Annotated in this window: 20 protein-coding genes; 6 read left to right on the plus strand and 14 right to left on the minus strand. The window is 65.9% G+C overall.

The window, feature by feature from the left end; genetic code table 11:
- Positions 1–65 precede the first annotated feature (65 nt).
- The 3 genes from OJF58_RS09945 to holA all read left to right on the plus strand — a co-directional run bounded on the left by OJF58_RS09945 (position 66) and on the right by holA (position 4404).
- Positions 66–629, plus strand: coding sequence for a DUF3576 domain-containing protein (locus OJF58_RS09945; RefSeq protein WP_300783919.1), 564 nt, complete (start codon positions 66–68; stop codon positions 627–629).
- Positions 630–743: 114 nt separating this feature from the next.
- A complete protein-coding gene (gene leuS / locus OJF58_RS09950; protein WP_300785235.1) occupies positions 744–3347 on the plus strand; it encodes a leucine--tRNA ligase in 2604 nt (867 codons plus the stop codon).
- A 7-nt stretch (positions 3348–3354) separates the two neighbouring features.
- Complete coding sequence (gene holA / locus OJF58_RS09955; protein WP_300783921.1) at positions 3355–4404, plus strand: DNA polymerase III subunit delta; 1050 nt, start codon at positions 3355–3357, stop codon at positions 4402–4404.
- A gap of 3 nt (positions 4405–4407) precedes the next feature.
- Here holA and OJF58_RS09960 read toward each other — a convergent pair whose 3' ends face one another.
- From OJF58_RS09960 to OJF58_RS09975, 4 genes are all read right to left on the minus strand, one after another.
- Positions 4408–5226: a family 1 encapsulin nanocompartment shell protein gene (locus OJF58_RS09960; RefSeq protein WP_300783923.1), complete on the minus strand. Its 819-nt coding sequence runs from the start codon at positions 5224–5226 to the stop codon at positions 4408–4410.
- Positions 5223–5606, minus strand: a complete 384-nt coding sequence (locus OJF58_RS09965) for a ferritin-like domain-containing protein (protein ID WP_300783924.1) — start codon at positions 5604–5606, stop codon at positions 5223–5225. The genes OJF58_RS09960 and OJF58_RS09965 overlap by 4 nt, the downstream gene beginning before the upstream one ends.
- A gap of 83 nt (positions 5607–5689) precedes the next feature.
- Positions 5690–6436 carry a response regulator gene (locus tag OJF58_RS09970; protein ID WP_366526827.1) on the minus strand — a complete coding sequence of 249 codons (747 nt, stop codon included), beginning with the start codon at positions 6434–6436 and terminating at the stop codon, positions 5690–5692.
- Positions 6437–6560: 124 nt separating this feature from the next.
- Positions 6561–6827, minus strand: coding sequence for a hypothetical protein (locus tag OJF58_RS09975; RefSeq protein ID WP_300783927.1), 267 nt, complete (start codon positions 6825–6827; stop codon positions 6561–6563).
- Positions 6828–7253: 426 nt separating this feature from the next.
- Between OJF58_RS09975 and OJF58_RS09980 the strand changes: the two genes are divergently transcribed.
- Positions 7254–9605, plus strand: a complete 2352-nt coding sequence (locus OJF58_RS09980; RefSeq protein WP_300783928.1) for an ATP-binding protein — start codon at positions 7254–7256, stop codon at positions 9603–9605.
- Positions 9606–9684: 79 nt separating this feature from the next.
- Here the strand turns inward: OJF58_RS09980 and OJF58_RS09985 are convergent, their stop codons facing one another.
- Positions 9685–10287 carry a VOC family protein gene (locus OJF58_RS09985; RefSeq protein ID WP_300783930.1) on the minus strand — a complete coding sequence of 201 codons (603 nt, stop codon included), beginning with the start codon at positions 10285–10287 and terminating at the stop codon, positions 9685–9687.
- A 10-nt stretch (positions 10288–10297) separates the two neighbouring features.
- Entirely contained in the window at positions 10298–11791 is a 1494-nt protein-coding gene (locus OJF58_RS09990; protein WP_300783931.1) for a 4-hydroxyphenylacetate 3-hydroxylase N-terminal domain-containing protein, read from the minus strand.
- 129 nt (positions 11792–11920) lie between these two features.
- Here OJF58_RS09990 and OJF58_RS09995 point away from each other — a divergent pair, with 129 nt between their 5' ends.
- Positions 11921–12892, plus strand: a complete 972-nt coding sequence (locus OJF58_RS09995; protein WP_300783932.1) for a LysR family transcriptional regulator — start codon at positions 11921–11923, stop codon at positions 12890–12892.
- A 51-nt stretch (positions 12893–12943) separates the two neighbouring features.
- On the opposite strand, the gene OJF58_RS10000 is transcribed toward OJF58_RS09995, so the two are convergent.
- Genes OJF58_RS10000 through OJF58_RS10035 form a run of 8 tightly spaced genes read right to left on the minus strand, consistent with a single transcriptional unit; the run spans position 12944 to position 22574 of the window.
- Entirely contained in the window at positions 12944–13888 is a 945-nt protein-coding gene (locus OJF58_RS10000) for a ParB/RepB/Spo0J family partition protein (protein ID WP_300783934.1), read from the minus strand.
- On the minus strand, positions 13872–14729 hold the full coding sequence (locus OJF58_RS10005; protein WP_300783935.1) for an AAA family ATPase: 858 nt from the start codon (positions 14727–14729) through the stop codon (positions 13872–13874). Before OJF58_RS10005 ends, OJF58_RS10000 begins: the two co-directional genes overlap by 17 nt.
- Positions 14671–15288 (minus strand): 16S rRNA (guanine(527)-N(7))-methyltransferase RsmG, encoded by a 618-nt coding sequence (rsmG, locus tag OJF58_RS10010; protein ID WP_300783936.1) that lies wholly within the window; start codon positions 15286–15288, stop codon positions 14671–14673. Before rsmG ends, OJF58_RS10005 begins: the two co-directional genes overlap by 59 nt.
- Positions 15289–15333: 45 nt before the next feature.
- Positions 15334–17238: a tRNA uridine-5-carboxymethylaminomethyl(34) synthesis enzyme MnmG gene (gene mnmG, locus OJF58_RS10015; RefSeq protein WP_300783937.1), complete on the minus strand. Its 1905-nt coding sequence runs from the start codon at positions 17236–17238 to the stop codon at positions 15334–15336.
- A 43-nt stretch (positions 17239–17281) separates the two neighbouring features.
- Positions 17282–18175 (minus strand): Ku protein, encoded by an 894-nt coding sequence (locus tag OJF58_RS10020; RefSeq protein WP_300783939.1) that lies wholly within the window; start codon positions 18173–18175, stop codon positions 17282–17284.
- A gap of 3 nt (positions 18176–18178) precedes the next feature.
- Positions 18179–20806 carry a DNA ligase D gene (gene ligD / locus OJF58_RS10025; protein ID WP_300783940.1) on the minus strand — a complete coding sequence of 876 codons (2628 nt, stop codon included), beginning with the start codon at positions 20804–20806 and terminating at the stop codon, positions 18179–18181.
- Between the two features lie 53 nt (positions 20807–20859).
- The gene (gene mnmE / locus OJF58_RS10030) at positions 20860–22242 is read right to left on the minus strand and encodes a tRNA uridine-5-carboxymethylaminomethyl(34) synthesis GTPase MnmE (protein ID WP_300783941.1); all 1383 of its coding nucleotides are present in this window, start codon (positions 22240–22242) and stop codon (positions 20860–20862) included.
- Entirely contained in the window at positions 22242–22574 is a 333-nt protein-coding gene (locus tag OJF58_RS10035) for a helix-hairpin-helix domain-containing protein (RefSeq protein WP_300783942.1), read from the minus strand. Before OJF58_RS10035 ends, mnmE begins: the two co-directional genes overlap by 1 nt.
- Here OJF58_RS10035 and OJF58_RS10040 point away from each other — a divergent pair.
- Positions 22567–25443, plus strand: coding sequence for a [protein-PII] uridylyltransferase (locus OJF58_RS10040; protein ID WP_300783944.1), 2877 nt, complete (start codon positions 22567–22569; stop codon positions 25441–25443). The two genes, OJF58_RS10035 and OJF58_RS10040, sit on opposite strands and share 8 nt — an antisense overlap.
- Positions 25444–25547: the final 104 nt, after the last annotated feature.

A 25547-nucleotide genomic window follows, 5' to 3' on the forward strand; every position in this document is an offset into this window, starting at 1 on the left:
AGGAAGCGGGCATCAACGGGTAGGTCATGGCAGATTTTGCCGCGGGAAGCGGAGGCAGCCGGATTTTGCGTCATTCCTCCTTGTTCGGGCTTTTGGTGGCCGGCCTGGCGCTGTCGTTGGCAGGCTGCGGCGTGGGCAATCCCAGCGCCATCAAGGAACGCGATATTGGCGCCAGCGGACCTGTCTTCCGGGCGGAAGCGACCCAGGGTCTCGCCGGCCAGAACCGCGAAGAGGGCAGCCTGTTCGGTCCCGGCGGGCTGTTCGGCTCCAAGTCGGACAAGAAGGACGATCAGGGCACCGGCGTCGCGGTCAACGCCTTCCTTTGGCGCGCCAGCCTCGACACCATCAATTTCATCCCGCTGGTCCAAGCCGATCCGTTCGGTGGCGTGATCATCACCGACTGGTACACGCCGGCCGAATCGCCCAACGAGCGCATGAAGGTGCAGGTCACCATCCTCGACCGCGCACTTAGGGCCGATGGCGTGCGAGTCTCGGTGTTCAAGCAGCAGCTCAACCCCAAGGGTGGCGGCTGGGTCGACGCCCCGGTCGATCCGCACACCAACACCGACATCGAGAACGCGATCCTCACGCGCGCGCGGCAGTTGCGCATCGCCCAGGGCGGAAGCTGATCGCGAAACGCGGCGCCACCCGCGCGCGTTGTTCGACAAAGCTTGACGTGAGGGGCTGCAGGGGGCATCCGCTGCGGCCTCTGTCGTTCTGGGAGTGAGCCCGTGTCGTCCGCAATGTCCTCGCCTCAAGGGTCGTCGCAGCCGCCGCGCTACAATTTTCGCGAGACCGAGGCCAAGTGGCAGAAGGTCTGGGAGGAACGCCGGACCTTTCGTGCCGTCATGGACCCCAAGCGACCGAAATACTATGTGCTCGAGATGTTCCCCTATCCGTCGGGGCGCATCCATATGGGCCACGTGCGCAATTATACCCAGGGCGACGTGATCGCCCGCTACAAGCGCGCCAAGGGCTTCAATGTCCTGCATCCAATGGGCTGGGATGCGTTCGGCCTGCCGGCCGAGAACGCGGCGATGGAGAAAAAGGTCCACCCCAAGAAATGGACCTACGAGAACATCGCCACGATGAAGGCGCAGCTCAAGTCGATGGGGCTGTCGCTGGACTGGAGCCGCGAGATTGCCACCTGCGATCCCGACTACTATCGCCATGAACAGAAGATGTTTCTCGACTTCTGGAAGGCGGGGCTGGCCTACCGCAGCGAGGCCTGGGTGAACTGGGATCCGGTAGACAACACCGTCCTCGCCAACGAGCAGGTGATCGAGGGCCGGGGCTGGCGCACCGGTGCCGTCGTCGAGCGGCGCAAGCTGACGCAGTGGAATCTGCGCATGACCGCCTTCACCGAAGAGCTGCTGGAGCGCCTGGACACGCTCGACCGCTGGCCTGAAAAGGTGCGGCTGATGCAGGCCAACTGGATCGGCAGAAGCCGCGGCGCACGCGTGTTCTGGCCGCTCGTCGACTCGTCCGGCCAAGACCGCGGCAGACTCGAGATCTTCACCACACGGCCCGACACGCTTTTCGGCGCCTCGTTCATGGCGCTGTCGGTCGACCATCCGCTGGTCGCCGAGCTCGCCCGGAACGACCCCGGCCTGCAGCGCTTCATCGCCGAGTGCCGCAAGACGGGCACTGCGGCGGCCGAGCTCGAGACCGCCGAGAAGCAGGGCTACAAGCTGCCATTGCTCACCAAGCATCCCCTGCTGTCAGGCAAGACGCTGCCGGTCTATGCCGCCAATTTCGTCCTGATGGAATACGGTACCGGCGCGATCTTCGGCTGTCCGGGCCATGACGAGCGCGATCACGAGTTCGCAGCCAAGTACGAGCTGCCGATCCTGCCGGTGGTCATGCCGAAGGATGCCGATCCCAAGACCTTCAGCGTCGCGGACGCAGCCTTCACCGAGGATGGCATTCTCATCAACTCCGACTTCCTGAACGGACTCACGGTCGAGGAGGCCAAGGCGAAGGTGATCGCACGCCTGGAGGAGAGGGGGTTGGGCAAGGGGACCATCCAGTACCGGCAGCGCGACTGGCTGGTCTCGCGCCAGCGCTACTGGGGCACGCCGATCCCCGCCATCCATTGCGAAAGCTGCGGCGTGGTGCCGGTGCCTGAAAAAGATCTGCCGGTGCGCTTGCCGGAGGATGTGACCTTCGACCGCCCCGGCAACCCGCTCGATCATCACCCGACGTGGAAGCACGTTTCCTGTCCGGTTTGCGGCGGCAAGGCGGAGCGCGAGACCGACACGTTCGACACCTTCGTCAATTCGAGCTGGTATTTCGACCGTTTCACCTCGCCGCATCTCGCCACGGCGCCATTCGATCGCGCGGAGAACCGCTACTGGATGCCGGTCGATCAATATATTGGCGGCATCGAGCACGCGATCCTGCATCTGCTCTATTCGCGTTTCTGGACCCGTGCCATGCGCGAAGTGCAGATGACCGACCGCGACGAGCCGTTCGACGGCCTTTTCACGCAAGGCATGGTCTGCCACGAGACCTACCGCGCGAGCGACGGCACATGGCTGCTGCCGGAGGAGGTGGAGCGCAGCGGCGGAAAGGTGGTGCGCATCTCCGACAAGACTCCGGTCGAGGTCGGCCGCTCGGAGAAGATGTCCAAGTCGAAGAAGAATGTCGTCGATCCCGACCAGATTATTCGCGACTACGGCGCCGACACCGCGCGCTGGTTCATGCTGTCCGACAGCCCGCCCGAGCGGGATCTCGAATGGACGGAGGCGGGCGTCGCCGGCGCCTGGCGCTTCCAGCAGCGCCTGCACCGCATCGCCACCGAAGCCCTGGCCGCTCTGCCCGCCGTCGGCACGCCCAGGCCGGCCTCCTTCTCCGACGCTGCGCTCGGCCTCAGGCGCGCAGCGCACCGGACAGCGGCGGGCCTGTCTGCCGACATCGAGGCTTTTCATTTCAACAAGGCTGTCGCGAGGCTCTATGAGCTCGCCAGCACGATCGCCGACAGGACGCCCGAAGACGCCTCGCACAAATGGGCGCTGCGCGAGGCATTGGAGATCTTCGTTCGTCTGATTGCTCCCATGACGCCCCATCTCGGCGAGGAACTGTGGCAGGCGCTGGGCCACAAGACCCTGCTGGCCGAGGAGCCGTGGCCGGCTGTCGAGGAGGCGCTGCTGGTCGATGACACGGTCACGATCGCCCTGCAGGTCAACGGCAAGTTGCGCGGCACGATCAAGATGCCGAAGGATGCCTCACAGGAAGCGAATACGGCTGCGGCTCTTGCCAACGCCAATGTCCAGAAGGCGATGGCCGGCAAGCCGCAGAAGCGCGTTGTCGTCGTGCCGAATCGTCTGGTCAACGTCGTGGTATAGGGGCGGCGTGAAGATCGAGCCGCGCCAAGTCGACGCGTTCCTCAAGAAGCCGCATCCAACGGTCCGCGGCATCCTCGTCTACGGCAACGACGAGGGCTTGGTAGCCGAGCGGGCGATGGCGCTCGCCACGACGGTATGTCCCGATCTCAAAGACCCGTTCCGGGTGGTCGACATCGCGGGCGAGGTCCTGAAGGGTGACCCGGCACGCCTGGCCGACGAGTTCTCGGCCCTGTCTCTGATGGGCGGCCGGCGGGTCGTCCGTGTGCGGCCGGCCGGCGAGGAGTCGGTGACTGCACTCGAGAACCTGGCGGCTGCCGGCACGGGCGACGCGCTGGTGGTGCTCGAAGCCGGCAACCTCACGCCGCGCTCGCAGCTTCGCACACTGGCCGAGACCGATCCCAGGCTCGCCGCCTTGCCGTGCTATCCCGATACGACCGGCGTCCTCGAGGGGTTGGTGGAAAGCGCGGCGCGTGGCGCGGGCCTTGGCGTCGAGGCCGATGCGCTCGACTGGATCGTCCAGCGCCTGGGCGGCGATCGAGGTCAGACGCGCAACGAGATCGAGAAGCTGCTGCTCTACAAGGAGGGCGATCCGGGCAAGACCATCACGCTCGATGACGCCGTCGCCGTCCTGGGCGATACGGCCGCCGTCGGCATCGACAATGTGATTGCCGCCACCTTCGGCGGCGATGAAGCAGCGCTCGACCGCGCACTCGATCGCGTCTTCGCCGAGGGCGGCAACGCCGTGCAGCTCGTGCGCGCCGTCCAGCGCCATGCCGACCAGCTCCACCTGGTCGCGAGCCACGCCAAGAGCGGCAATTTCGAAAGCGCGATGTTCAGGGCACGCGGCTTGCCGCGCGGCGGCCCCGTGCGGCAGCGCTTCGAGCTGCATTTGAAGACGTGGCCCTTGTCTCGCCTGAGCGCCGCCCTGTCGAGGATTCTCGAGGCGGAGATCGACTGCAAGAGCACCGGTCTGCCGGACGAGGCGATTGCCCGCCGCCTTTGCCTGGGCCTTGCCCAGTTCCCAAAGAGCGCCCGCACATCGCAAGCGCGCCGATAGAGCCTACTTCTTGCCGGCGCCTGCCGTCAGGGGCACGGCGGCCTGCTCGGTCAGGACCAGGAAGGTGAAGCTTTCCTCGATGTAGAGCCGCACGCGCTCGGTGGTGTGCTCGAGATAGCCGATGGAGAAATCCTGGCCGACCGAGAGCTCGAAATCGCCGCCCCGCATGGAAAGCACGAGTCCGCCCTCCAGCCCCAACGCCGGAACGATCTCGCCGTCGATGAGGCGCTTCACGTGGGTCAGCATCGGATAGCCGCCCTCGGTGCGGGCCGCGAGATCCTTGTAGAGCTGCTCGTTCAGCACGACCGCCAGTGGCCCTTCGACGCCCTGGTCGCGCAGCTTCATCATCGCCGCGGCGATCGCGCCCGGATAGTCGTGATGGCTGGTGCCGAGCGGCACGGCGCTGCCGGCTGCCGCCTGGCAGATCCCGGCGATGTGCGCCGCTTCGTAGCCATGGAAAATCGCGCGGTCCTCGGCGATCGCGATCTCCCGCGCTGCGGCGGTGACGGCATCGAGATCGGGATCGCGCGCGCCGCGGTCGATGGCATCGAGCTCGGCGCGTGTCATCTCGAAGGGAATGCGCAGCTCCACGAGCGGCTGGATGCGCCGCAGGCGCGCCTGCACTCCGTCGGCGCCGGCCGGCGAGGCGATCGGATCGGCCCGTCCCAGCTCGACGTCGGACGATCCCCACCCCAGAGGTCCGCAAAAGTCGACGACGCGGCGCGCTGCCAGCAAGGTCCGAAGGGTGCGCTTGGCCTCCTTCTCGATCTCCGCCCAGCCAGCCGGTGTGACGGGCGCTTTTTCGCGGAAGAGATGATTCATTGACCGACCCGCCGCAGGCTGCCGATGCCCAAGCTGCCGTCGCCATCCGTGACCGTCGATTCTGCGCCTCCGCCGCCGTGCTCGGCCTCGGCCTCGATCTCGGTAACCTGGCCTTCCGTGAAGAGATATGTCCTGAAGTGCCGGCTCAGCACGGGATCGGCGCGCCGCAGCCACTCCAGCACCATCGAGGCGTGTTCCTTCTCCTCGTCGCGATTGTGCTCGAGGATGGCGCGCAGCTCCGGATTGGCGGTGGCTTTGGCGCGCTGGTTGTACCAGTCAACGGCCTCAAGCTCTTCCATCACCGAAACGATCGCGCGATGCACATCGATGACATCACTGCCCAGGTCGTCCGGATTTTCATGCAATGTCTCGCTCGACATTCGTGCGACCTCCCGCCTGCGGACGAACGTTGCGTCCGGCCGTTGCCGGATCAACGCCGATCGGGAGACGAAGTTCCGAAGCGTCAGTCGTCCGGCGGCACGAACATATAGCCGGCGCCGCGAACGGTACGGATCGACGTTGGCCGCGCAGGGTCTGCCTCGATCTTGCGCCGGATGCGCAGGATGCGGATGTCGATGGCGCGGTCGAACGCCTCCATCTCGCGGTGGCTGGTGGTCTCGAGCAGCCAGTCGCGACTGAGCGGCCGGTTGGGATTCTCCGCGAACAGCTTCAGGAGCTCGAACTCGCCGGCCCGCAGCGGAACGTCCTCACCGGACAAGGCGGTCATGCGACGCGTTTTGAGGTCGAGCAAGCACTTGCCCATGCGCACCCGCGCCCCGGGCGTAGCCGCCTCCGGGCCGCCGGCCCGGCGCAGCACCGCCTTCATGCGCGCCAGCAAGGCCCGGGATTCGTAGGGCTTGGCGATATAGTCGTCGGCACCCGTCTCCAGCCCGACCACCTGATCCACAGTGTCGCTGCTGGCGGTGAGCATGATGATGCCGACACGCCGGCTGCGCTCGCGCAGGAACCGGGCCAAGGCGAAGCCATCCTCGCCGCCCGGCAGGCGCAGGTCGAGAAGAACGAGAGCTGGTGGATCTTTTTCCACCAGCTTTCGCAGAGCGAGGCCTGACTCCACGCCAGACGGGCGAAAGCCATTCTCGTGGAGGAAATCGACCAGCGTTTCGCGTTGAAACTGTTCATCCTCCACTACTATGACGTGAGGGCGCGTGTCTTTGGGGCGGATGGCCATGCGGCCATCCTGCCGCCCCATTTGACCGACCTCAAGCACCTCAAACGGCGCCCCGGGAAGGGGGCACCGTTTGAGCACGGCCGGCGAGGACGCCTACCGTGAGCGTCGGGGGGTATGTGAACCGACGCCGTAGAGCGCGAGGAGCCTAGCGCCGGCAACCAGCCAGGGCGGCCTCCTCGACGAAACCCGAATACCTGGCGCAGGCGATGGACAAGCTTCCCGACGGCACCAAAGGCGACGCAGCGCTGGCCGTCGTCACGGGCGCCGGCGTGCGATGCGAAAAGCCATCTTCATCCGAAGGCACGCTCCACCACAGCGACCCGACGAGGCCAGCGCTGAGCAGAATCGAACCGAGGCTCAGGAAGACGAAGATGTCTTCTGCCAAGGGATGTGTGAGCAGGCGGACCACCATCGCCGCTTCCCTCCCGAGTGTGACCGTTGGACCGCGCAACGCCGCGATCGACAGGGCGAAGGGTAGGGACGGCAAGGTTTCCCCGTCATTGCGGCTCGTCGCCGATTGGTTTCATGTGTTGCGTGGAGTGGCTGTGACGAAAGCGGGCAACGAAACCGACGAAACATTTTTGGACCTCCGCGTTACCGCGAGGAAACAGCGGAGGTGGACGATATTCGGGTGACTGTGACCACTCTCGTTTCCACGCCGGAGAGCAGGCCTCCCGACGACGACCGCATCGAGCGCGCGATGACCGACGCCTTGATGACGGGCAACAATCTTCGACTGCTCGCCCTGGCGATTTGGGGACTGTTCTGGATGGCTTGCGGCGACAGTGCGCCGTGGTGGGCTTTCGCGGTACCGGCCGCCTTGCACATCTCGTCGATGATGGCCTTCATCCGGCTAGAACGGATTTATCGCCGTGCCCCCGATACCTATGAGACGGAGGGGTGGCGGTGGCGCTACATCGTGCTCGCCGGCGTGACCGGGCTTTCGTATGGTCTGGCCGGTCTGCTGCTGGTCATCCATTCCGCGACGGCGCCCGGGATATTCGTCGCTTCCATCTTGTGCGCGATCACGGCGTTGCCGCCGGGCCGCACCTACGAGCCGCGCAGTTACACACTGCTCGTGTGCATTTGTCTCCTGATGCTGTCGGCTGGGCTGCTGTGGGTCGGCGGCCCCGTCAGCCGGCCCGCCGGGATCGGCGTGCTTCTCTATCTCGTCGCTTTGCTTCTGCAAAACACGGTGCAGCACCGGCTGCAGCGCAAGCAGGTGGCGCTGGCGATCGATCATGAGGACCTCGCCAGGCTTCACGCCCGCCGCGAGAAGGAAGCCCAGCAGGCCCGCGCCGTGCTGGAGGCGGTGTTCGACAACATGAGCGACGGCGTGTTGCTCTACGAAGCGGACGGCCGCTGGGTCTACCAGAACCCCGCCATGGCGCGGCTGCACAGCATGTCGAACAGCTTCATGGCCACGCTGCCGACCTTTGCCGACATCATCCGTTACCGCGCGCGGCGTGGCGACTACGGGCCGCTCGATCGCCTGCCGGGGGGCCTGGACGGCTGGGTCGCCACCCGCGTCGCCCGTTTCGAAGCCGCCAACGAGCCACCGCAGCGCAGGCGTACGATCACTGGTCGGACGGTCGAAGTTACGTACCGGCGTCTTACCGACGGTCGCGTGCTCACCATTCACCGAGATCTCACCGACATCGTCGAGCGCGAGGAAAAGCTCCAGTTGGCGCGTGCCGAGTCGGAGCGCGCTCGTGACGAGGCCGAGGCTGCGAACCAGGCCAAGTCCACATTCCTCGCCACCATGAGCCACGAGATGCGCACGCCGATGAACGGTGTGGTCGGCACGGCCGAACTCCTGGAGCGCGAGCCGCTGAACGAGCGGCAGAAGCGCCTGGTGGGCACGGTGCGGCGCTCTGCGACCGCCCTCTTGCGCATCATCGACGACGTCCTGGACTTTTCCAAGATCGAGGCTGGCCGCATGGAACTCGAGGAGGCGCCGTTCTCGCTGCGCGCCCTCGTCGGCAGCGCGATCGAGACACTGTCGGTCCAGGTCGAGAAGAAGGGTCTCGCCCTTCACACGACGATCGAGTCGGGCACGCCTGATGCGCTGCTGGCCGACGCCACCCGCCTGCGCCAGATTCTGTTCAATCTGATCGGCAATGCTGCCAAGTTCACCGATGTCGGGCGCATTGCGGTCCGCGTCCGCGCCGTCGACGGGGACGAAAGGGCGGTGACGCTGGCACTGTCGGTATCGGACACCGGTATCGGCATGGACCGCCGGCAACAGGAGCGGCTGTTCAAGCCGTTCTCCCAGGCCGACAGCTCGACGACCCGGCGCTACGGCGGCACGGGGCTCGGTCTTTCCATCGTGCGCCGGCTGGCCGAGCTGATGGGCGGCACCGTGACCGTCGAAAGCAGACCCGGCGAAGGCTCGACCTTTACCGTCACCCTTAAGGTCCGGCGTGCATCGGACGTGCCGGGTGAGGCGTCCGTCGGGGAGCCGGCGAAGGAGCATCTGCCGCTGGCGGCAGCCGGCGCGCGCGTGCTGGCGGTTGACGACAACGACGTCAACCTCGAGGTTCTGATCGGCCAGTTCGAGATACTGGGCCTCGCCCTCGACACCGCGAGCAACGGCATCGAAGCGCTGACACGGTGGCGCAGCCAGCCTTACGCGCTGCTGCTAACCGACATCCACATGCCCGACATGGACGGCTTCGAGCTGACCCGCCAGATCCGCGCGGAGGAAGGCGTCAACCCCGACCGCCCGCGCACCCCTATCCTGGCGCTGACCGCCAACGCCCTGAAAGGCGAGGCCGAGCGCTGCCTCGCGGCGGGCATGGACGGCTATCTCACCAAGCCGCTCACCTTGGAGCGTCTGCGAGACGCGGTCGCGCGGCAAGCCATCGCCGTTCCTTCGGCGGGCAATGGCGGCGCCGTCGATCGCTCTGTCGTGTCAGGCATGTTCGGCGACAACCCGGCCACCGTCGAGCGCGTGCTGGAGCGCTTCAGAACGGCGGGCGCCCGGCTCCTGGACGAAATCGACAAGGCGACGAACGACCCGGCAAGGCTGGCCGAGCTCGCCCATCAGCTCAAGGGGGCGGCCCGCTCCGCCGGTGCCGCGCGGCTGGCTGATATGGCCGAAGTCTTGGAGCGGTCGCGCGAACCGCGCGACCTCGAAGCGCTGCGCCTGGAATGGCGCAAGGTGATGGCCGAGCTCAGTCCAGCCTGAGGCAGACGACCACGTCCGACGGCAACCTCCACTTCAGGAAACAGTATCGCCCCGAAGGGGGGTAGCAATGCGGCTTCATTCAGCCGCGTGGCGCAGCGCCGAATTTCGGCAGGTTGTCGGTGCCATCGACCAGCGCCTCGGCCCCTTCGGTCGGCAGGACCTTCACATAGTTGAGGGCGGCGTCGATATCGCCTTCCCAAATCTCGCGCGGCAGGTCGTAGAGGAGCTCGACACCGTAGCCGTTGGGATCGTGAATATAGAGGCTGTGTGTCATGCCGTGCTCGACGCGGCGGTCGAACTTCACGCCACGCGCCTGCAGGTAGGCGAGCTGCCGGGACCAAGCCTCGCGGTCGGGCAGGGTGATCGCGATATGGTTCACGGCAAGCGGCATGCCGAACATCTTCCAATCCGCAGGCGGCGCCGGCAGATCGCGGTTCTCGACCAGGGCAATGTCGTGGTGATGAGTCTGGCCGCCGCGATCGCCGCTGTAGAAGCGCATCTTTGGCGGATTGGGCCGCTGCGGCGTCGGCTTCAGCTCACCGACCTGGCGGAAGCCCAGGATCTCGGTCCAGAAGCGATGCGATTCCTCGAGGTCGCGAACATTGAGCACGAGATGGTTGATGCCACGCGGCGTCACCGCCTGCGCGGGCGCGGACGGCTTGTCCGTGATCGGCTGGTCCATGGGCTCCTCCTCACGATGCGGCCGACGCCAAACGTCGGGATCCATCTTCCTGTCCTTCATCCCACTCCTCCAGCAGGAAGCGGTCAAGCAGCCGGTCGGCACGCCCACGGCCGGCCAGAGCCACCGCCTGGTTGGTGATCAGGTTACGGCCGGCCGAGGCGAGGTAGAAGCGCTCGTATTGCTCGTTGCGGCTGCCGAGCGCAGTGCCGGTGAAGTCCCAGGCCATCCGGAACAGACGGCTGCGCTGCTCGGCGTCCACGCCGACGCCTTGCAGGTACTTGTCGATCAGCGGCCGCAGTGTTTCGTCGGCGAGCGCGCCGCGCGCCGGCGTGGTGAGAAGGTTGTGCGAGCCGATCAGACGAATGATCTCGTTCACGCGGGGGAACCAGACGGGGAGAGCTGCGCGCAGCGCCGCCAACGGGCGGCCGTCGCACGACCACATGCCGTTGCCGATCTCGGCGGCCGCCTGCTCGGCGGCATAGACCGAGGCGCGGGTGAACTCGGCATACATGGCGATCTCGCCCAGCATTTGCTGCGTCGGCGGCTGGGCGGCGGAATTGATCGCCTCGGCCATGCGGGTGGCGAGCCCCCAGGCGAATTCGAGCTTGGTCTGCGCCCGGATCATGGTCTGCTGCATGATGTTGGGCCACCAGCTCGTCTTCATGACGGTGTTGTAGACCTCGAGGTTGGCGTCGATGAACAGCCGTTCGCGCGGCACCTCGACGTCGTCGAAGATCACAAAGGCGTCCTGCTCGTCGAAGCGGCTGGAGAACGGATGCTCAAACCGATTGGTGTTCGTCGCCACGCTGTCGCGGCAGATGAACTTGAGGCCCGGCGTATTCATGGGAATGCAGAATGAAAGCGCATGCACGTCCGCCGCATTCGGCATGATCGCGCCGGGATAGACCGCGAGCTCGTCGGCGAAGGGGGCCAGCGTCGCCAGGACCCGCGAGCCGCGCACAAGAATGCCGTTCGACGTATTCTCGACCTTGTGGAGCTGGACCGGATCGAAGCCCACCGGATACTTGCCCTTCGCAGCATCGACGGTGGAATGCACGATCGTGTGGGTGAGGGAGAGGTCCTCGCGCGCCAGCTTCTTCTGATAGCGCACCAGGTTGGCCGAACCTTCCTCGTTGCCGTTCACCGCCCATTCGTCGGCACGGCCGGCGAATCCCGCATAGGTGACGTTCATGTAGTCGGGCGTGCGGCCCATGAGACCGGCCGAGAACTCGGCCACCCGCTCCAGGCCGCGATGGCGTCGCTGCAGGTCGTCGCGGCTCCTCGGGATCATGTGGCTTACGTTGATCGGCTCGCCGGTCTGCGGATCGGCCATCAGGCAATCGTCGGCGTGGCGATGCTGCAGGTCGAACACCTCGGCCAGCGCATGCGCCGCGCCACGCAAGGCCGGATGATCGACGACCGAACGCACACGCTCCCCGCCGACCCAGATCTCGCGATCACCCTTCAGGCCGCGGAGAAATTGCTCGCCCGTCCGTGCCGCCATGCCGTCGCTCCCGCAAAGCCCTTCGCCTGGAGGCGAATGTCGATTGGACAAAAGGCTAGTCAGCCGCCTCCCTTGCCGGAACGATCAAAGGCGAAATAGAACATATAACAAATTGTTATGGGAGAGCCAATGACCAGAGCACGCCGGCCGATCGACGCTGTCCAGGCACCCGATCCGCGCGAACTGGTGGCGCGGCTGCATCGCGTGAAGCTCGACACCTTGCCGATCCTCCACGAGCTTTTGCGCACACGTAGCGTCACGCGGACCGCGCGTGCGTTCGGCATGACGCAACCCGGCGTCAGCCGCATCCTGCGTCAGTTGCGCGCGACCTTCGAGGACCAGCTCCTGGTACTCATCGGACGCGACGCGCGGCTCACGCACAGGGCCGAGGCCTTGATCGATCCGCTGCATCGCGCGTTGGTCGAGATCGGCCTTCTGCTCGATTCGACCAATCCGTTCGATCCCGCGACCGAGGCGGTGCCTTTCGTCGTCACGACGGCGGACTACGTGAGCCTCCTGTTGGCTCCGGTGCTGGCGGAGATCTGCGCCGTCGAGGCGCCGTATGTCGTGCTGGAATTCACCGAGGCGCGACTGCGCAATCCGGACGAACTGGCCCGCATCGACTTCCTGATCGGGCCACGGGCCTTCGGCGAGCGGCTGGGCAAGCGCATTGGCTCTATGCCGCTCTGGCGCGACGACATCGTGTGCATCGCCGCCGAAGCCAATCGGACGGTCCCGGCCCGCATCTCGGCCGAGGAGTTCCAGCAGGCCCGTCAGGTCGGGATGAAATCTGATCCGCGCGTGCCGCCCGACATCCGTCTGCAGCTTCAGCCGACTTCCGCGCTCGAGACTTCGCTGGTCTGCACGACGCCGAATTTCTTGGTGATCGGCGCCGTGGTCGAGCAGGGTGATTGCCTCGCCCTGGTGCCGCGCAAAGTGGCACAGGAGTTGACCAGGTCGCGGCGCCTGCGCATCGTCGAGCTCGTCTATCCGCACCGCCGGCTGATGATCGATGCCTATTGGAGTTTGGCCGCCAGCGGCAAGCGCGGCCATGCATGGTTTCGCGACCTGCTCGCGCGGGCGGCAAAGCGGTTGCAATAGAGAGAGCTTGCTCGTCGACGCCGCGTGCCGCCTAAGGCAAGGGAAGAGAAATCAGCGCCGCGTCAGGCGTTCGACGACCAGGTCGAGCTGGTCGTAGTCGCGGATCTCCAAGGTGAGGACGCTCTGCTCGCCGAGGCCGCGCAGGACGAGCGACGCCTTGAGCCCCAGCGCCTCCTCGACGCGCCGCTCGAGCGCCTTGGTGTCGGCGGTCTTGGTGCCCGCCGCACCGGTTACCTTGCCGCCCTTGCCCGGCTTGCCAGATTTTGGCTTTTCGCCCGCCGCCAGCCGCTCGAGTTCGCGCACGCTGAGCTTTTCCTTGACCGCGCGCTCGGCCATCGCCGCGGGGTTGGCAAAGCTCAGCAGCGTGCGCGCCTGGCCGGCGCTCAGCTCGTGGCGCTGGACCATCCCTCGGACTTCCTCGGGCAGGTCGAGGAGACGCAGGGTGTTGGCGATATGGGGCCGGCTGCGGCCCATTGTTTCCGCCACTTCCTCCTGCGTCTGATGGAACTGCTCCATCAGGCGGCGGTAGCCCATCGCCTCCTCAATCGGCGACAGGTCGGTGCGCTGCAGGTTCTCGATCAGGGCAAGCTGCAAGGCATCGAGATCGTCGAGGCTGCGGACGACGACCGGCACCTCGTGCAATTGGGCCTTCTGCGCCGCGCGCCAGCGCCGTTCGCCGGCCACGATCTCATAGGCGTCCGGTTCGCCGGCCACCGGCCGTACAAGGATGGGTTGCAAAAGTCCGAACTGGCGGACCGAGTCGACCAGCCCGTCCTTGTCCTCGAAGACCGTGCGCGGCTGGAATCGGCCGGGCCGCAGATGCGCAATCGGCAGCGTGACGGGCGTGCGGGCCGCGGGTGCAGGGCGCGACGCATCGCCGGTTGCCGCGGCGTTGGCGGCGGAAGACGAGGGAGCGACGGTGGCTGCGACATCGTCGTCGCCCAGGAGGGCGGACAGGCCGCGGCCGAGGCCGCGCGGCTTAGGAGGCAGGTTCATGGGAGACCTGTTGCTGGGCCGCTTCCGCGGCGGTGCGCCGACGGCGGATGAATTCGCTCGCCAGCAGGATATAGGCCTGCGAACCGGCGCAGGCATTGTCGTAAATCAGGACCGGCAGCCCGTGGGACGGCGCCTCGGCGATGCGCACGTTGCGTGGAATGGTTGTGCCGAACACCAGGTCACCGAAGTGCGCGCGCACATCCGCCTCGACTTGCTGGCTGAGGGTCATGCGGCGATCAACCATGGTGAGGATGACTCCGGCTATATGCAACTTCCGGTTGAGAACCTTCTTGACCCGCTCGACGGTGTTGCTGAGAGCGCCGATGCCCTCGAGCGCCAGGAACTCGGCCTGCAGCGGCACCAGCACGGCATCGACCGCCACCAAGGCGTTCAAGGTGACAAGACCGAGCGATGGCGGGCAGTCGATCAGGACCGTGTCCCAGCGGCTGCGGGCATCGCTGGCCGGCGCCGTCAGTCCCTCGGCCAAGCGATGCTCGCGACGCTCCATGTCGATCAGCTCGATCTCCGCGCCCGCAAGCGAGACCGAAGCCGGCATGACCGACAGACCCGGGATCTGCGAAGGCCGGATGGCCTCGTCGAGCGTGGAGAGGCCCAGCAGGAACTCGTACGAACCTGGCGAACGCTCGTTGCGGGCAATCCCCAGGCCGGTGGAAGCATTCCCCTGCGGGTCGAGGTCGATCAGAAGAACCCGTTCCCCGACGGCCGCCAAGGCCGTCGCGAGATTGATGGCGGTCGTGGTCTTGCCGACGCCACCTTTCTGGTTAGCGATCGCGAAGATCTTTGGCCCGGTAGGCGTCGAGTCGGAGGAGGACGGCGGCACGATCCGTTACGCTGGGAAAAAGCTGGTCTTCAATGTCCCAGTCTTGACCGGCCTCGGTCAATTCACCTTGCCATCCTTTTCCCTTGTGGAAAAGGCAAATAGCGGGGTCGTTCCGATGGGGAGCGGCCCAGTGAAGCAATTGGCCAAGTGGAGCTAGGGCTCGGGCAGTGACGATGTCGGCCTTCGCAGCGGGTACGGCCTCGATTCGGCCGATGACGATCCGGGGTTCCTTCGCCAGCCCCATTTGCCGAGCGGCCTCGCCGAGATAGGCTCCTTTACGAGCATCCGAATCGATCAGGGTGATATCGAGGTCGGGACGCAGGGCGGCAACCACCAGGCCAGGGAAACCGCCCCCGCTGCCAAGGTCGGTCAGGCTTCGGATTTGGGCGGGGAACAGGGGAACAATCTGCGCCGAATCGAGGATGTGCCGGGTCCAAACGTCGCGCAGCGTCTTCCCGCTAATCAGATTGATGGCTTTCTGCCATCGTTCCAAGGTCTGAACGAGCACCTCCAGACGCTCTTCCGTTTCACGTGAAACATCGACCCCAAGACGCTGCATTTCCCTCCGGAAATGCTCTCGGCCAGCATTGTTCGGGGTCACCTGTCAGGCCGCCCGCCGACGGACATACCTCAACAATGCGACTAGGGCGGCCGGCGTCACGCCGGAAATCCGCGCTGCCTGACCCAAGGTCGCCGGCTGGTGCATCTGGAGCTTCTGGCGAACTTCACTGCTGAGGCCGCCGATCGCCATGTAGTCCAGTCCGGTCGGCAGCTCAAGCGCCTCGTCGCGTCGGTAGGCCGCAATATCCAGCCGCTGCCGGGCCAGATAGCCATCGTACCGGGCGTCGATCGCCAATTGCTCGGCGACATCGCTGGGGATCATGGCCAATTCGGGCCAGAGAAGAACCAGCCGATCCCAATTGATGCCAGGGAACGCCAGCAGGTCGAGCGCCGACCGGACGACGCCATCCTGGTTGATGACCACACCCTTCTTCGCCAATGTTGAAGGGCTGGCCGTCAAACCTAGCGCGAGGCGACGCGCTTCTTCCAAAGCCGCCTGTTTCACGTGAAACAGTTCGGCCCGCTCACTGCTCACGCAGCCGATGGCAATCCCTTTGGCGGTTAGCCTTTGGTCTGCATTGTCCGCCCGCAACCAGAGCCGATATTCGGCCCTGGAGGTGAACATCCGGTACGGCTCCGTGACTCCGAGGCTCACGAGGTCGTCGATCATAACACCGAGATAGCCATCGGCGCGATCGACCCGGAAAGCTGCCGACCCGGCTGCCGCCAAGGCCGCGTTGAGGCCGGCGATCAATCCCTGTGCCGCCGCTTCCTCGTAGCCCGTGGTGCCGTTGATCTGGCCCGCCATGTAGAGGCCGGGAATCCGCTTGGTTTCCAGCGTCGCATGCAGTTCGCGCGGGTCGATGTGATCGTACTCGATCGCGTAGCCCGGTCGCAGCATGACCGCGCGCTCCAATCCCGGAATGGTCCGCAGCATCGCGAGCTGCACCTCCCGCGGCAGCGAGGTCGAGATACCATTGGGATAGACGGTGGGATCGTCCAGACCTTCGGGCTCGAGAAAGATTTGATGGTGGCCGCGAGTTGCAAATCGCACGACCTTGTCCTCGATCGACGGACAGTAACGTGGACCGACGCTCGCGATCTGTCCCGAATACATCGGCGCACGATGGAGATTGGCGCGGATGATCTCGTGCGTTGCAGGCGTTGTCTCCGTGATATGGCAGACGATCTGCGGCGTCGCGATCTCGCGCGTAAGGTACGAAAATGCTTGGGGCGGCTGATCGCCTTCCTGGCGATCGAGGCCTCCGTAGTCAATCGTTCGGCCATCGAGACGCGCGGGTGTACCCGTCTTCAGACGTCCCAGAGCAAAGCCGATTTCTTGCAACCTTCGCGCGAGCCCTGTCGAGGGTTCTTCGACTGCATCGGCCGAGAGATCCGCAGGCAGGCCGTCACGCTGCCCGCGCGCGCGTCCGGCCGGTATCTTCATTTCACCGAGGTGAATCAAGCCCTGTAGAAAGGTACCCGTGGTGAGGATCACGCGTCCGGCAAGGATCTCCTCGCCAGATCGGGCGGCGACGCCACAACACGCATCGCGTGCATCCAGCAGAATATCCGATACAGCCTCCGCGCGTATTTCAAGATTGCTCTGCTCGGCCAGGAGCGCTCGCACTGCTTGGCGATAGAGCTTGCGGTCGGCTTGGGCGCGCGGACCGCGCACGGCCGGTCCCTTGGACAGGTTGAGCATGCGGAACTGGATGCCGGCGCGATCGATAGCGCGCCCCATCACGCCATCCAGCGCATCGATCTCGCGCACCAGATGGCCCTTGCCCAGCCCGCCGATCGCGGGGTTGCAGGACATCTCCCCGATGGTGTCGAGATGATGGGTGAGCAGCAGGGTGCGTGCGCCGAGGCGCGCCGAGGCGGCCGCTGCTTCGCAGCCGGCATGGCCGCCGCCAACCACGATCACGTCATAGAGAAAGCCCGCCATGGCGGGCCTTTTACGCTTGCCGGCGGGCCGTGGTCCAGATCGCTCAGGCGGCCCGCCGGCGACCGGCGCCGCGCTTGCGCGTCCGCTGCCGCCCGCCTTTGCGATGCGCGGCCATGAAGCGTTCCGCCTTCTCGCGGCCTGCGCCGCCACCTTTCAGGCTTTGGCGCAGCGCCTCCATCAGATCGACCACCTTGCCCTCAGGCTCCTCCGGCTCGGCCGCGACCAACGGTTCGCCCTTCTTCTTGCGCTCGATCAGATCGCGCAACGCCTCCTCGTAGCGGTCCCGGAACTCCGTCGGGTCGAACGGCGCCTCCTGCTGCTCGATAATCTTCTCGGCAATTTCCAGCATGCGGGTGTCGGGGCGGGGCAGGGAGCGATCGAACACTGCGTCGCTGCTGCGGATCTCGTCGTGCGTGCGCAGGGTGGTGAGCAGAATGCCGCCTTCGCGCGGCTCGAGGGCGCACACGCGCTCGCGCTGGTGCAGGACCAGCCGTCCGAGCGCCACCTTGTTCTGCTTCTCCATCGCGGCGCGGATCACGGCAAAGGCCTCGATGCCGGTCTTGCCCGAGGGCGCGAGGTAATAGGGCTCGTCCCAGTAGATGCGGTCGATCTGGTCGGCATCGACGAAATGCTCGATGTCGACGATGCGCGTCGACTCGAGTTTCACGGCGTCAAGCTCTTCCTTGTCGAGCAGAACGTACTTGTTCTTGGCGACCGGAAAGCCCCGAACCAGTTCCGAGCGATCGACAGGCTTGCCGGTTCCGGCATCGACGGTCTGCATATGAATGCGGTTGTGGGTCTTGGGATTGATCAGGTTGAAATGGATGTCGGCGCGGCGCTCGATCGCAGTGTAGAGCGCGACCGGGCAGGTGACGAGCGAGAGCCTGAGATGTCCCTCCCAGGTGGGCCGCAGGGCGCCGCGCCGCTCTTTTGCCATAGGCTACTCCTCGCCGTTCACCAGGGTTTCGATGGCGGCCCGCAAGGATCGCGCCGCCTTGGCATAGCCACGCCAGGGCCTTTCCTTCCTGAGAAGGGCCGGCGCCGTGCGCAGCGTGTAGTGCATGGGGTCGAGCCCAGCCTTCACACGACTCCATTCGATCGGCATCGATACCGGCGCCCCCTTGCGCGCGCGCGGCGACAACGGCGCCACCGCCGTCGAAGTCCGGTCGTTGCGCAGGTAGTCGAGAAAGATTCGCCCGCCGCGCTCCTTCTTCGCCATGTTGAGGACGTAGCGGTCGGGTTGCTCATCGGACAGTCGCCGGCAGATTTCCTTGGCAAACGTCTTGGCCGCATCCCAGTCCGGGCTCTTCCTGTCGGAGGTCAGGGGAACCACGACATGCAAGCCTTTGCCGCCGGTGGTCTTGCAGAATGGCACCAGCCCCAGCTTCTCCAGGCGTCGCCGCATCTCCAGCGCTGCCTTGATCACCTCTCCGAACCCGACGTCGGGCGCCGGATCGAGATCGAACACCAGCCGGCCGGGCAACTCCGGGGCATCGGGCTGGCAGTTCCAGGGATGGAGCTCGGTGGCGGCGATCTGCGCCATCGCTGCCAAGGCCTCGACACGATCGATCTGCAGGTAGGGCTTGCGATCACCCCGCACGACCTTCTCGGTGATAAGGTGCGAGCCACCAGCCATCGCATGGCGCTGAAAGAAGCGTTCGCCGTCGACCCCATCGGGTGTGCGCACGATCGAGCACGGTCGGCCCTGGATGTGCTCCATCATCCAGTCGCCGATCTCCTCATAGTATCTTGCGAGCTCGATTTTGGTGATGGGCGGGTGCTCGTCGGACCACAGCGGCTTGTCGGCATGCGAGATCGATACGCCCATCACCACCGAGCCGCCCTCCGTGCCGCGGGCGAACGACGTCCTTCCCTTGCCGCGGCCACCGCGGTCGGGCTTGGCGAGCTTTGCGGTTGCAGGTTTCACCGGTTCCTCGACCCGCACCTCCCCGGCAGGCTTGTCGCGGCGCAGACCCTTGAAGGCCGCTTGCCGGACATTGCCATCACGGGTCCAGCCTGCGAACTCGATCTCGGCGACCAGCTCCGGCCGGGCCCAGTGCATGTTGCTCTCTTTCGGCGGGCTGGCGCCAGGTGCAAAGGGGCTGGTCTTGCTCTCCACAGCCCTGAGTTGCGGCAGGAGCTTGCGCATCACGGCCTCGCCGAAACCGGTCCCGACCCGGCCGACATGGACAAGCCTGCCATCGCGGTGGGCACCCACCATCAGCGACCGCAGCTTGGGACCGGTCCAGCCGCCGATGATCACCTCCTGACCGCCGCGGCATTTGGCCTTGGTCCAGCTGCCGTGCCGGCCGGAATGGTAGGGCGCGTCGAGTTCCTTTGAGACGATCCCCTCGAACTTCATCCGGCAGGCCGACTCGAGCACCGTATCCCCCGCAGCCTCGAAATGCTCCACATAGCGGATCAGCGGATGCCTGCCCTTCAGCCCGGACACCAATTCCTGCAGCAGCGCCTTGCGATCGCGCAACGGCAGCCGTCGCAGATCCTCGCCTTTGGCGAACAGCAGGTCGAAAGCGAAGAAGATCAGCTTGTCCGACTGCCCTTCCGAAAGGGCCGCTTGCAGCGCCCCGAAGTCAGGCGCGCCATTGGCGTCGATTGCGACAGCCTCGCCATCGATGACGCAATCCGGAAGCTTTTGCGCCGCCTTGGCGATCGCCGAGAACTTGCCGGTCCAGTCGAGTCCCTTGCGCGTGCGCAGTACTGCCTGGCCGTCCTCGACGCGCAGCTGCAGGCGATAGCCGTCGAACTTGACCTCGTGCGCCCAGCCTCGACCAGCCGGCGCCCGTTCGACGAGCTTGCAAAGCTGCGGCTCGACGAAGGAAGGCATGGTCCTGACTTTTCTGGCCCTTGCCCTCGTCTCGGGCAAGGTTGCCTTCTTGCCGCCACCCTTCTTGTTGCTTTCCCAGACTGCTCCGGCCGACCGCCGCTTTCCCGTCATGAAAGGTGTCGGCGCCCTGCCGGTGCCGAGGGCGATCTCCTTCAAGGTCCGTCCCGAAGCGATGGAGGTCGGATCCCTCAGGAGCCGATCGCCGTCACCGTCGACGGCCTCCTCGTCGCGATGCTTGATCAGGAGCCAGTTGGTGCGCTTGCTGCCGCGGTTGCGCTCGCGGTCCCATTTCATGCGCACCAGAACCCACGCACCGCTCAACCGCTCGCCAACCAGGGTGAACTTCAGGTCGCCGCGCTTCAGGCCTTCGTGCGGGTCGCCTTCGGGAATCCAGTACCCGCGGTCCCAGAGTTGCACCGTGCCGCCGCCATATTGGCCCTCGGGAATAGTGCCTTCGAAATCACCGTAATCGAGCGGATGGTCCTCCACCTCGACGGCGAGCCGCTTGTCGTGCGGATCGAGCGACGGCCCCCTGGTGACCGCCCAGGACTTGAAAACGCCGTCGAGTTCCAGGCGGAAATCGTAGTGCAGGCGCGTCGCATCGTGTCGCTGGATCACGAAGCGAAGCTGCTCGGCAGCGGCGACGGCACCCTTGCCCGACGGTTCGTCGGTCCGGCTGAAATCGCGTTTGGCTCGATAGGTCGCCAGGCTGTCCCTGCGCATCGAAGACCTCGGCTGCACAATCTGGTGAACGTGAGGGGTCCGGGGCGGTTCCCCTATTTGCCGATACAGAAGTCCCGGAAGATCACATCCAGAAGCTCGTCGATGCGCACCGTGCCGGTAATGCGGCCGAGCGCACGCATGGCGAGGCGCAGGTCCTCGGCCGCCAGTGCCACTTCGGGTGCCACGAGAGCGCGGCCAAGCGCTGCCTCGGCATCGATCAGCGCCTCGCGATGGCGGGCACGCGTGAGCGGCGGTGCCGCGGCCGCACCCTGTTCCATCAAGACGGCCGCCGAATGCTGCAGGCGCGCCAGCAGTTCCGGGAGGCCCGCGCCCGACTTGGCGGAAAGCGCCACCACGCCGGCAAAGTCCACGGGCTGCAGATCGATCTTGTTCACCACCACGATATCCGATGAAGGGTCCCAGCGCCCGCTATCCGCGGTCAGCTCGGCCATCGCCGTCTTCCAGTCGTTCGTCGCATCAAGCACCAGCAGGCGCAGATCGGCCGTCGCGGCACGTGCCAGCGCCCGCCGTACGCCCTCCTGCTCGATGGCATCGCCCGTCCGCCGCAGACCTGCCGTGTCGGCCAGCACCACCGGCCAGCCGCCGAGATCGAGATGGACCTCGATCACGTCGCGCGTCGTGCCGGCGGTCTCCGAGACGATCGCGGCTTCGCGACGCGCCAGCAAGTTGAGCAGCGACGACTTGCCGGCGTTGGGCGGCCCGATGATGGCGATGCCGAGCCCCTCGCGCAACCGCTCGCCGCGTTTGTCTTCGAGATGACCCGCGATCTCGGCTCTGAGCGCAGTGATCGATTCACGCACCTCGTCACCGATTCCCGACGGCAGGTCTTCGTCGGGAAAGTCGATCGCCGCCTCGAGATGGGCGAGCGTCCGCAGACCGAGCGTACGCCAGTCCTCGTACAGGCGATGCAGCGCACCGTCCATTTGCTGCAGCGCCTGGCGCCGTTGCTGGTCGGTCTCGGCCGCGACGAGATCGGCGATCGCCTCGGCCTCGGTGAGATCGAGCTTGTTGTGCTCGAAGGCGCGCCGCGTGAACTCCCCCGGCTCGGCCAGCCGGCAGAAACCCAGCTTCTGGATGGCGGCGAAAGCGGAATTGGCGACGGCCCGGCCGCCATGGAGATGCAACTCCGCCATGGTCTCACCCGTCTCCGAGTGCGGTGCCTCGAACCAGACAACGAGCCCGCGATCAATCGCCTCGGCGGTCAGCGGATCCACGAGTGTGCGCAACGCCATGCGGCGCGGCGGCGGGAGGGCGGGGTCGCGGGCCGAGTGACCGCGCCCGAAAGCGTGCGGCTCGGTCAGGAAAATCAACACCTCGGCCGCCCGCGGACCGCTGAACCGGATGACAGACAGGGCGCCGGGCCGGGCGCGTGACGGCGCCGGCGTGCCCAGCGCGTAGATCGTGGTGTTTTCCATCACCGTTTCGGCGCCGACGGGCGAGGGGCAGGCGTGGCCGCGACCGGACGAACCGTCACCTGGCCGGCGATCTTCTCGTACAGAGACGCCGGCAGGATCCATCGTTCGACCAGGTCAGTCTTGGCCTTGAACGGCCTTGCCCGAATGATGGCGTCGGCCCGCACCTCGCCGATCCCTTCCAGCTCCATGAGAGCGTCGCGGCTTGCCGAATTGAGGTCGATCGGGGCCGCTACCGGCGCCGGCCGGGGCTGGGCGCCGGCCGGCAGAGCGAGCAGCGCCCCGAAAAGAGAGAGGAAAGCCAGGCGCTTGTAAGGTCGGAAGGCGATGGCCATGCAGCCTCGTTCTATCATCGGCAAGCCGTGGAACCTCCCTATTTTACGATCCGCCCGGCCTGTAGTATCGGCGCGCATGGCCACGCCCTACGACCACATTCCGGATCGCCGCTCGATCATCCGGCGCCGTGCGCTCGAGGAGGCCTTGGCCGCGCTGGTCGAAGACCTGCCGACCGGGAAGGAGCCGCCACGCACGCCGGTGCTTGCTCTCCTGCGTCAGGCGCTGGCGACAGGTCGGACCGAGATCCGCCGCCGCTTCGAAGGGACCGGCGCCTTGCGCAACAACGGGCCCGCCGTGCTCGCCGCCACCTCCTTCCTGATGGATCAACTGGTGCGGGTGATCTTCGACTTTGCCGATGCACGGGTCTATCCCGCCGCCAATCCCAGCGCGGCGGAGCGGCTGGGGCTAATGGCCACCGGCGGCTTTGGCCGCGGTGAGCTCGCGCCGCTCAGCGACCTCGATCTTCTGTTCCTTCGCCCCTACAAGCAGACGCCGCGTGGCGAGCAGATCGTCGAGTACATGCTCTATCTCCTGTGGGACCTCGGACTGAAGGTGGGGCACGCGACACGTACCGTCGAGGAAAGTCTACGCTATGCCGAGCGCGACCAGACGGTACGCACCGCCCTCCTGGAAGCGCGCTACCTCTGGGGTGACCGCGCACTTTGCGACGAGCTGAAGAAGAGCTTCGCGCAGCATTTCGGCAGCGGCGACGGCCGCGATTTTGTCGAGGCCAAGCTCAACGAGCGCGACCAACGGCACCTGCGCATGGGCGACTCACGCTATGTCGTGGAGCCCAATGTCAAGGAGGGCAAGGGCGGCCTGCGCGACCTGCACACGCTGTTCTGGATTGCCAAATATCTTTACCAGGTCAACAAACCTGCCGAGCTGGTCGCCAAGGGTGTGCTGACACGTGATGAGGCGCGCCATTTCGAGCGTGCCGAGCGGTTCCTGACCACTGTGCGCTGCCATATCCACTATCTCACCGGCCGCGCCGATGACCGGCTTTCCTTCGACCTGCAGCGCGAGATCGCGTCCCGGCTGGGCTACCAGGATCGGCCAGGCAGCCGCGGCGTCGAGCGCTTCATGAAGCACTACTACCTGCACGCGAAGACAGTAGGCGATCTCACGCGCATCTTCGTCGCGGCACTTGAGGACAGCCATCGCCGCAAGCCCAAGCTGGCCGCCTTGTGGCAAACGCTGCGACCGCGCCACCTGGGCGGCTTCCGCCTCGACGGCGAACGGCTGGCCGCCGCTGCGTCCGATACCTTCGAGAAGGATCCGATCAGCATCCTGCGTCTGTTTCGTGTCGCGCAGGAGAACGACCTCGATATCCACCCGGCGTCGTTGAGGCAAATCACGCAGAACATCCGTCTGGTCGACCGGCTGCGCAACGATCCAGCGGCCAATCGCCTTTTCATGGAGATGCTGACCTCGCGTCGCGATCCCGAGACGACGCTGCGGCGGCTGAACGAGGCGGGCGTCTTCGGCCGCTTTGTTCCCGACTTCGGTCGGGTCGTGGCGCAAACCCAGCACGACATGTATCACACCTACACGGTCGACGAGCACACGATCCGGGCGATCGGCGTTCTTGCCAGCATCGAGAACGGCACTTTGAAGGAGGATCTGCCGGTGTCGACCGAGGTCGTGCACAAGATCCTGTCGCGACCGGTGCTCTATCTCGCGGTGCTGCTGCACGACATCGCCAAGGGCCGTGGCGGCGATCATTCGGTACTGGGCGCCGAGGTGGCGATGCAGCTCTGCCCACGGCTGGGTTTGAGCGCGGCAGAGACCGAAACCGTCGCCTGGCTGGTCCGCTACCATCTCGCCATGTCGGCCACCGCCTTTCAACGCGACTTGATGGACCCCAAGACCATCGAGAGCTTCGCCGCCCTGGTGCAGTCGCCCGAGCGGCTGCGGCTCTTGCTGGTGCTCACCGCCTGCGACATCCGCGCCGTTGGGCCCAATGTCTGGAACGGCTGGAAGGCGGCGCTGCTGCGTCAGCTCTACCATGCCACCGAGCACATCCTGTCGGGCGGCACCCTGTCGGGGGGCCGTGGCGCGCGCATCAAGGCAGTGCAGGCCGACGTCGCCAGCCGGCTCACGGGCTGGACGGAGACGGAGAAGGACGAACACTTCGCTCGCGGCTATCCCTCCTATTGGCTTTCCTTCCCGCCCGACACGCTCATGCGCCAGGCCGAGCTGGTGCGGCGGGCCGAACGGGATCATCAGCCACTTGCCATCGAACATCGCGTCGATGCCGATCGGTCGGTGACCGAGGTCACGATCTATACCCTCGACACCCACGGCCTGTTCGCACGACTGGCCGGCGCCATGGCGATCAGCGGCGCCAACATCGTCGACGCCAAGATCTTCACCATGGCCAACGGCATGGCGCTCGATACCTTCTGGCTGCAGGATCTCGAGGGCAAGCCATTCGACGGGCCGCAGCGGCTGGCACGCCTTGCCGCACGGGTCGAGATCGCGCTCAGCAACCGCCTCGACATCGCCCGCGAACTCGACAGCCAGCGAAACTCGTGGCCCCAGCGCGACCGCGTCTTCACGGTCGAGCCGCGCGTGCTGATGGACAACAACGCCTCCGACACCTTCACCGTGATCGAGGTCAACGGCCGCGACCGGCCTGGCTTTCTGCACGTCGTGACGCGGGCGCTGACGCGCATGAACCTGCAGATCGCCACGGCCCATATCACGACCTACGGTGAGCGGGCGGTCGACGTGTTCTATGTGAAGGACCTGTTCGGCCTGAAGATCGTCAACCAAGACAAGCTCAAGCAGATCGCCGCCGAGGTCGAGAAGGCGATCCGCGAGTTCGACAGCCGTTTCCACCCCATGCCGCGGGCGGCTGAATAACGCCGCCAACGCGCCACAATTTCGACCGAGCGTAGCGACGATCATCCGTCCGCTCGGAGGAATGCCATGCGCTTATTGGCCTTTCTGCTTGCCACTCTTCTCGC

This window comes from Enhydrobacter sp., from assembly GCF_030246845.1.
Lineage (GTDB): Bacteria > Pseudomonadota > Alphaproteobacteria > Reyranellales > Reyranellaceae > Reyranella.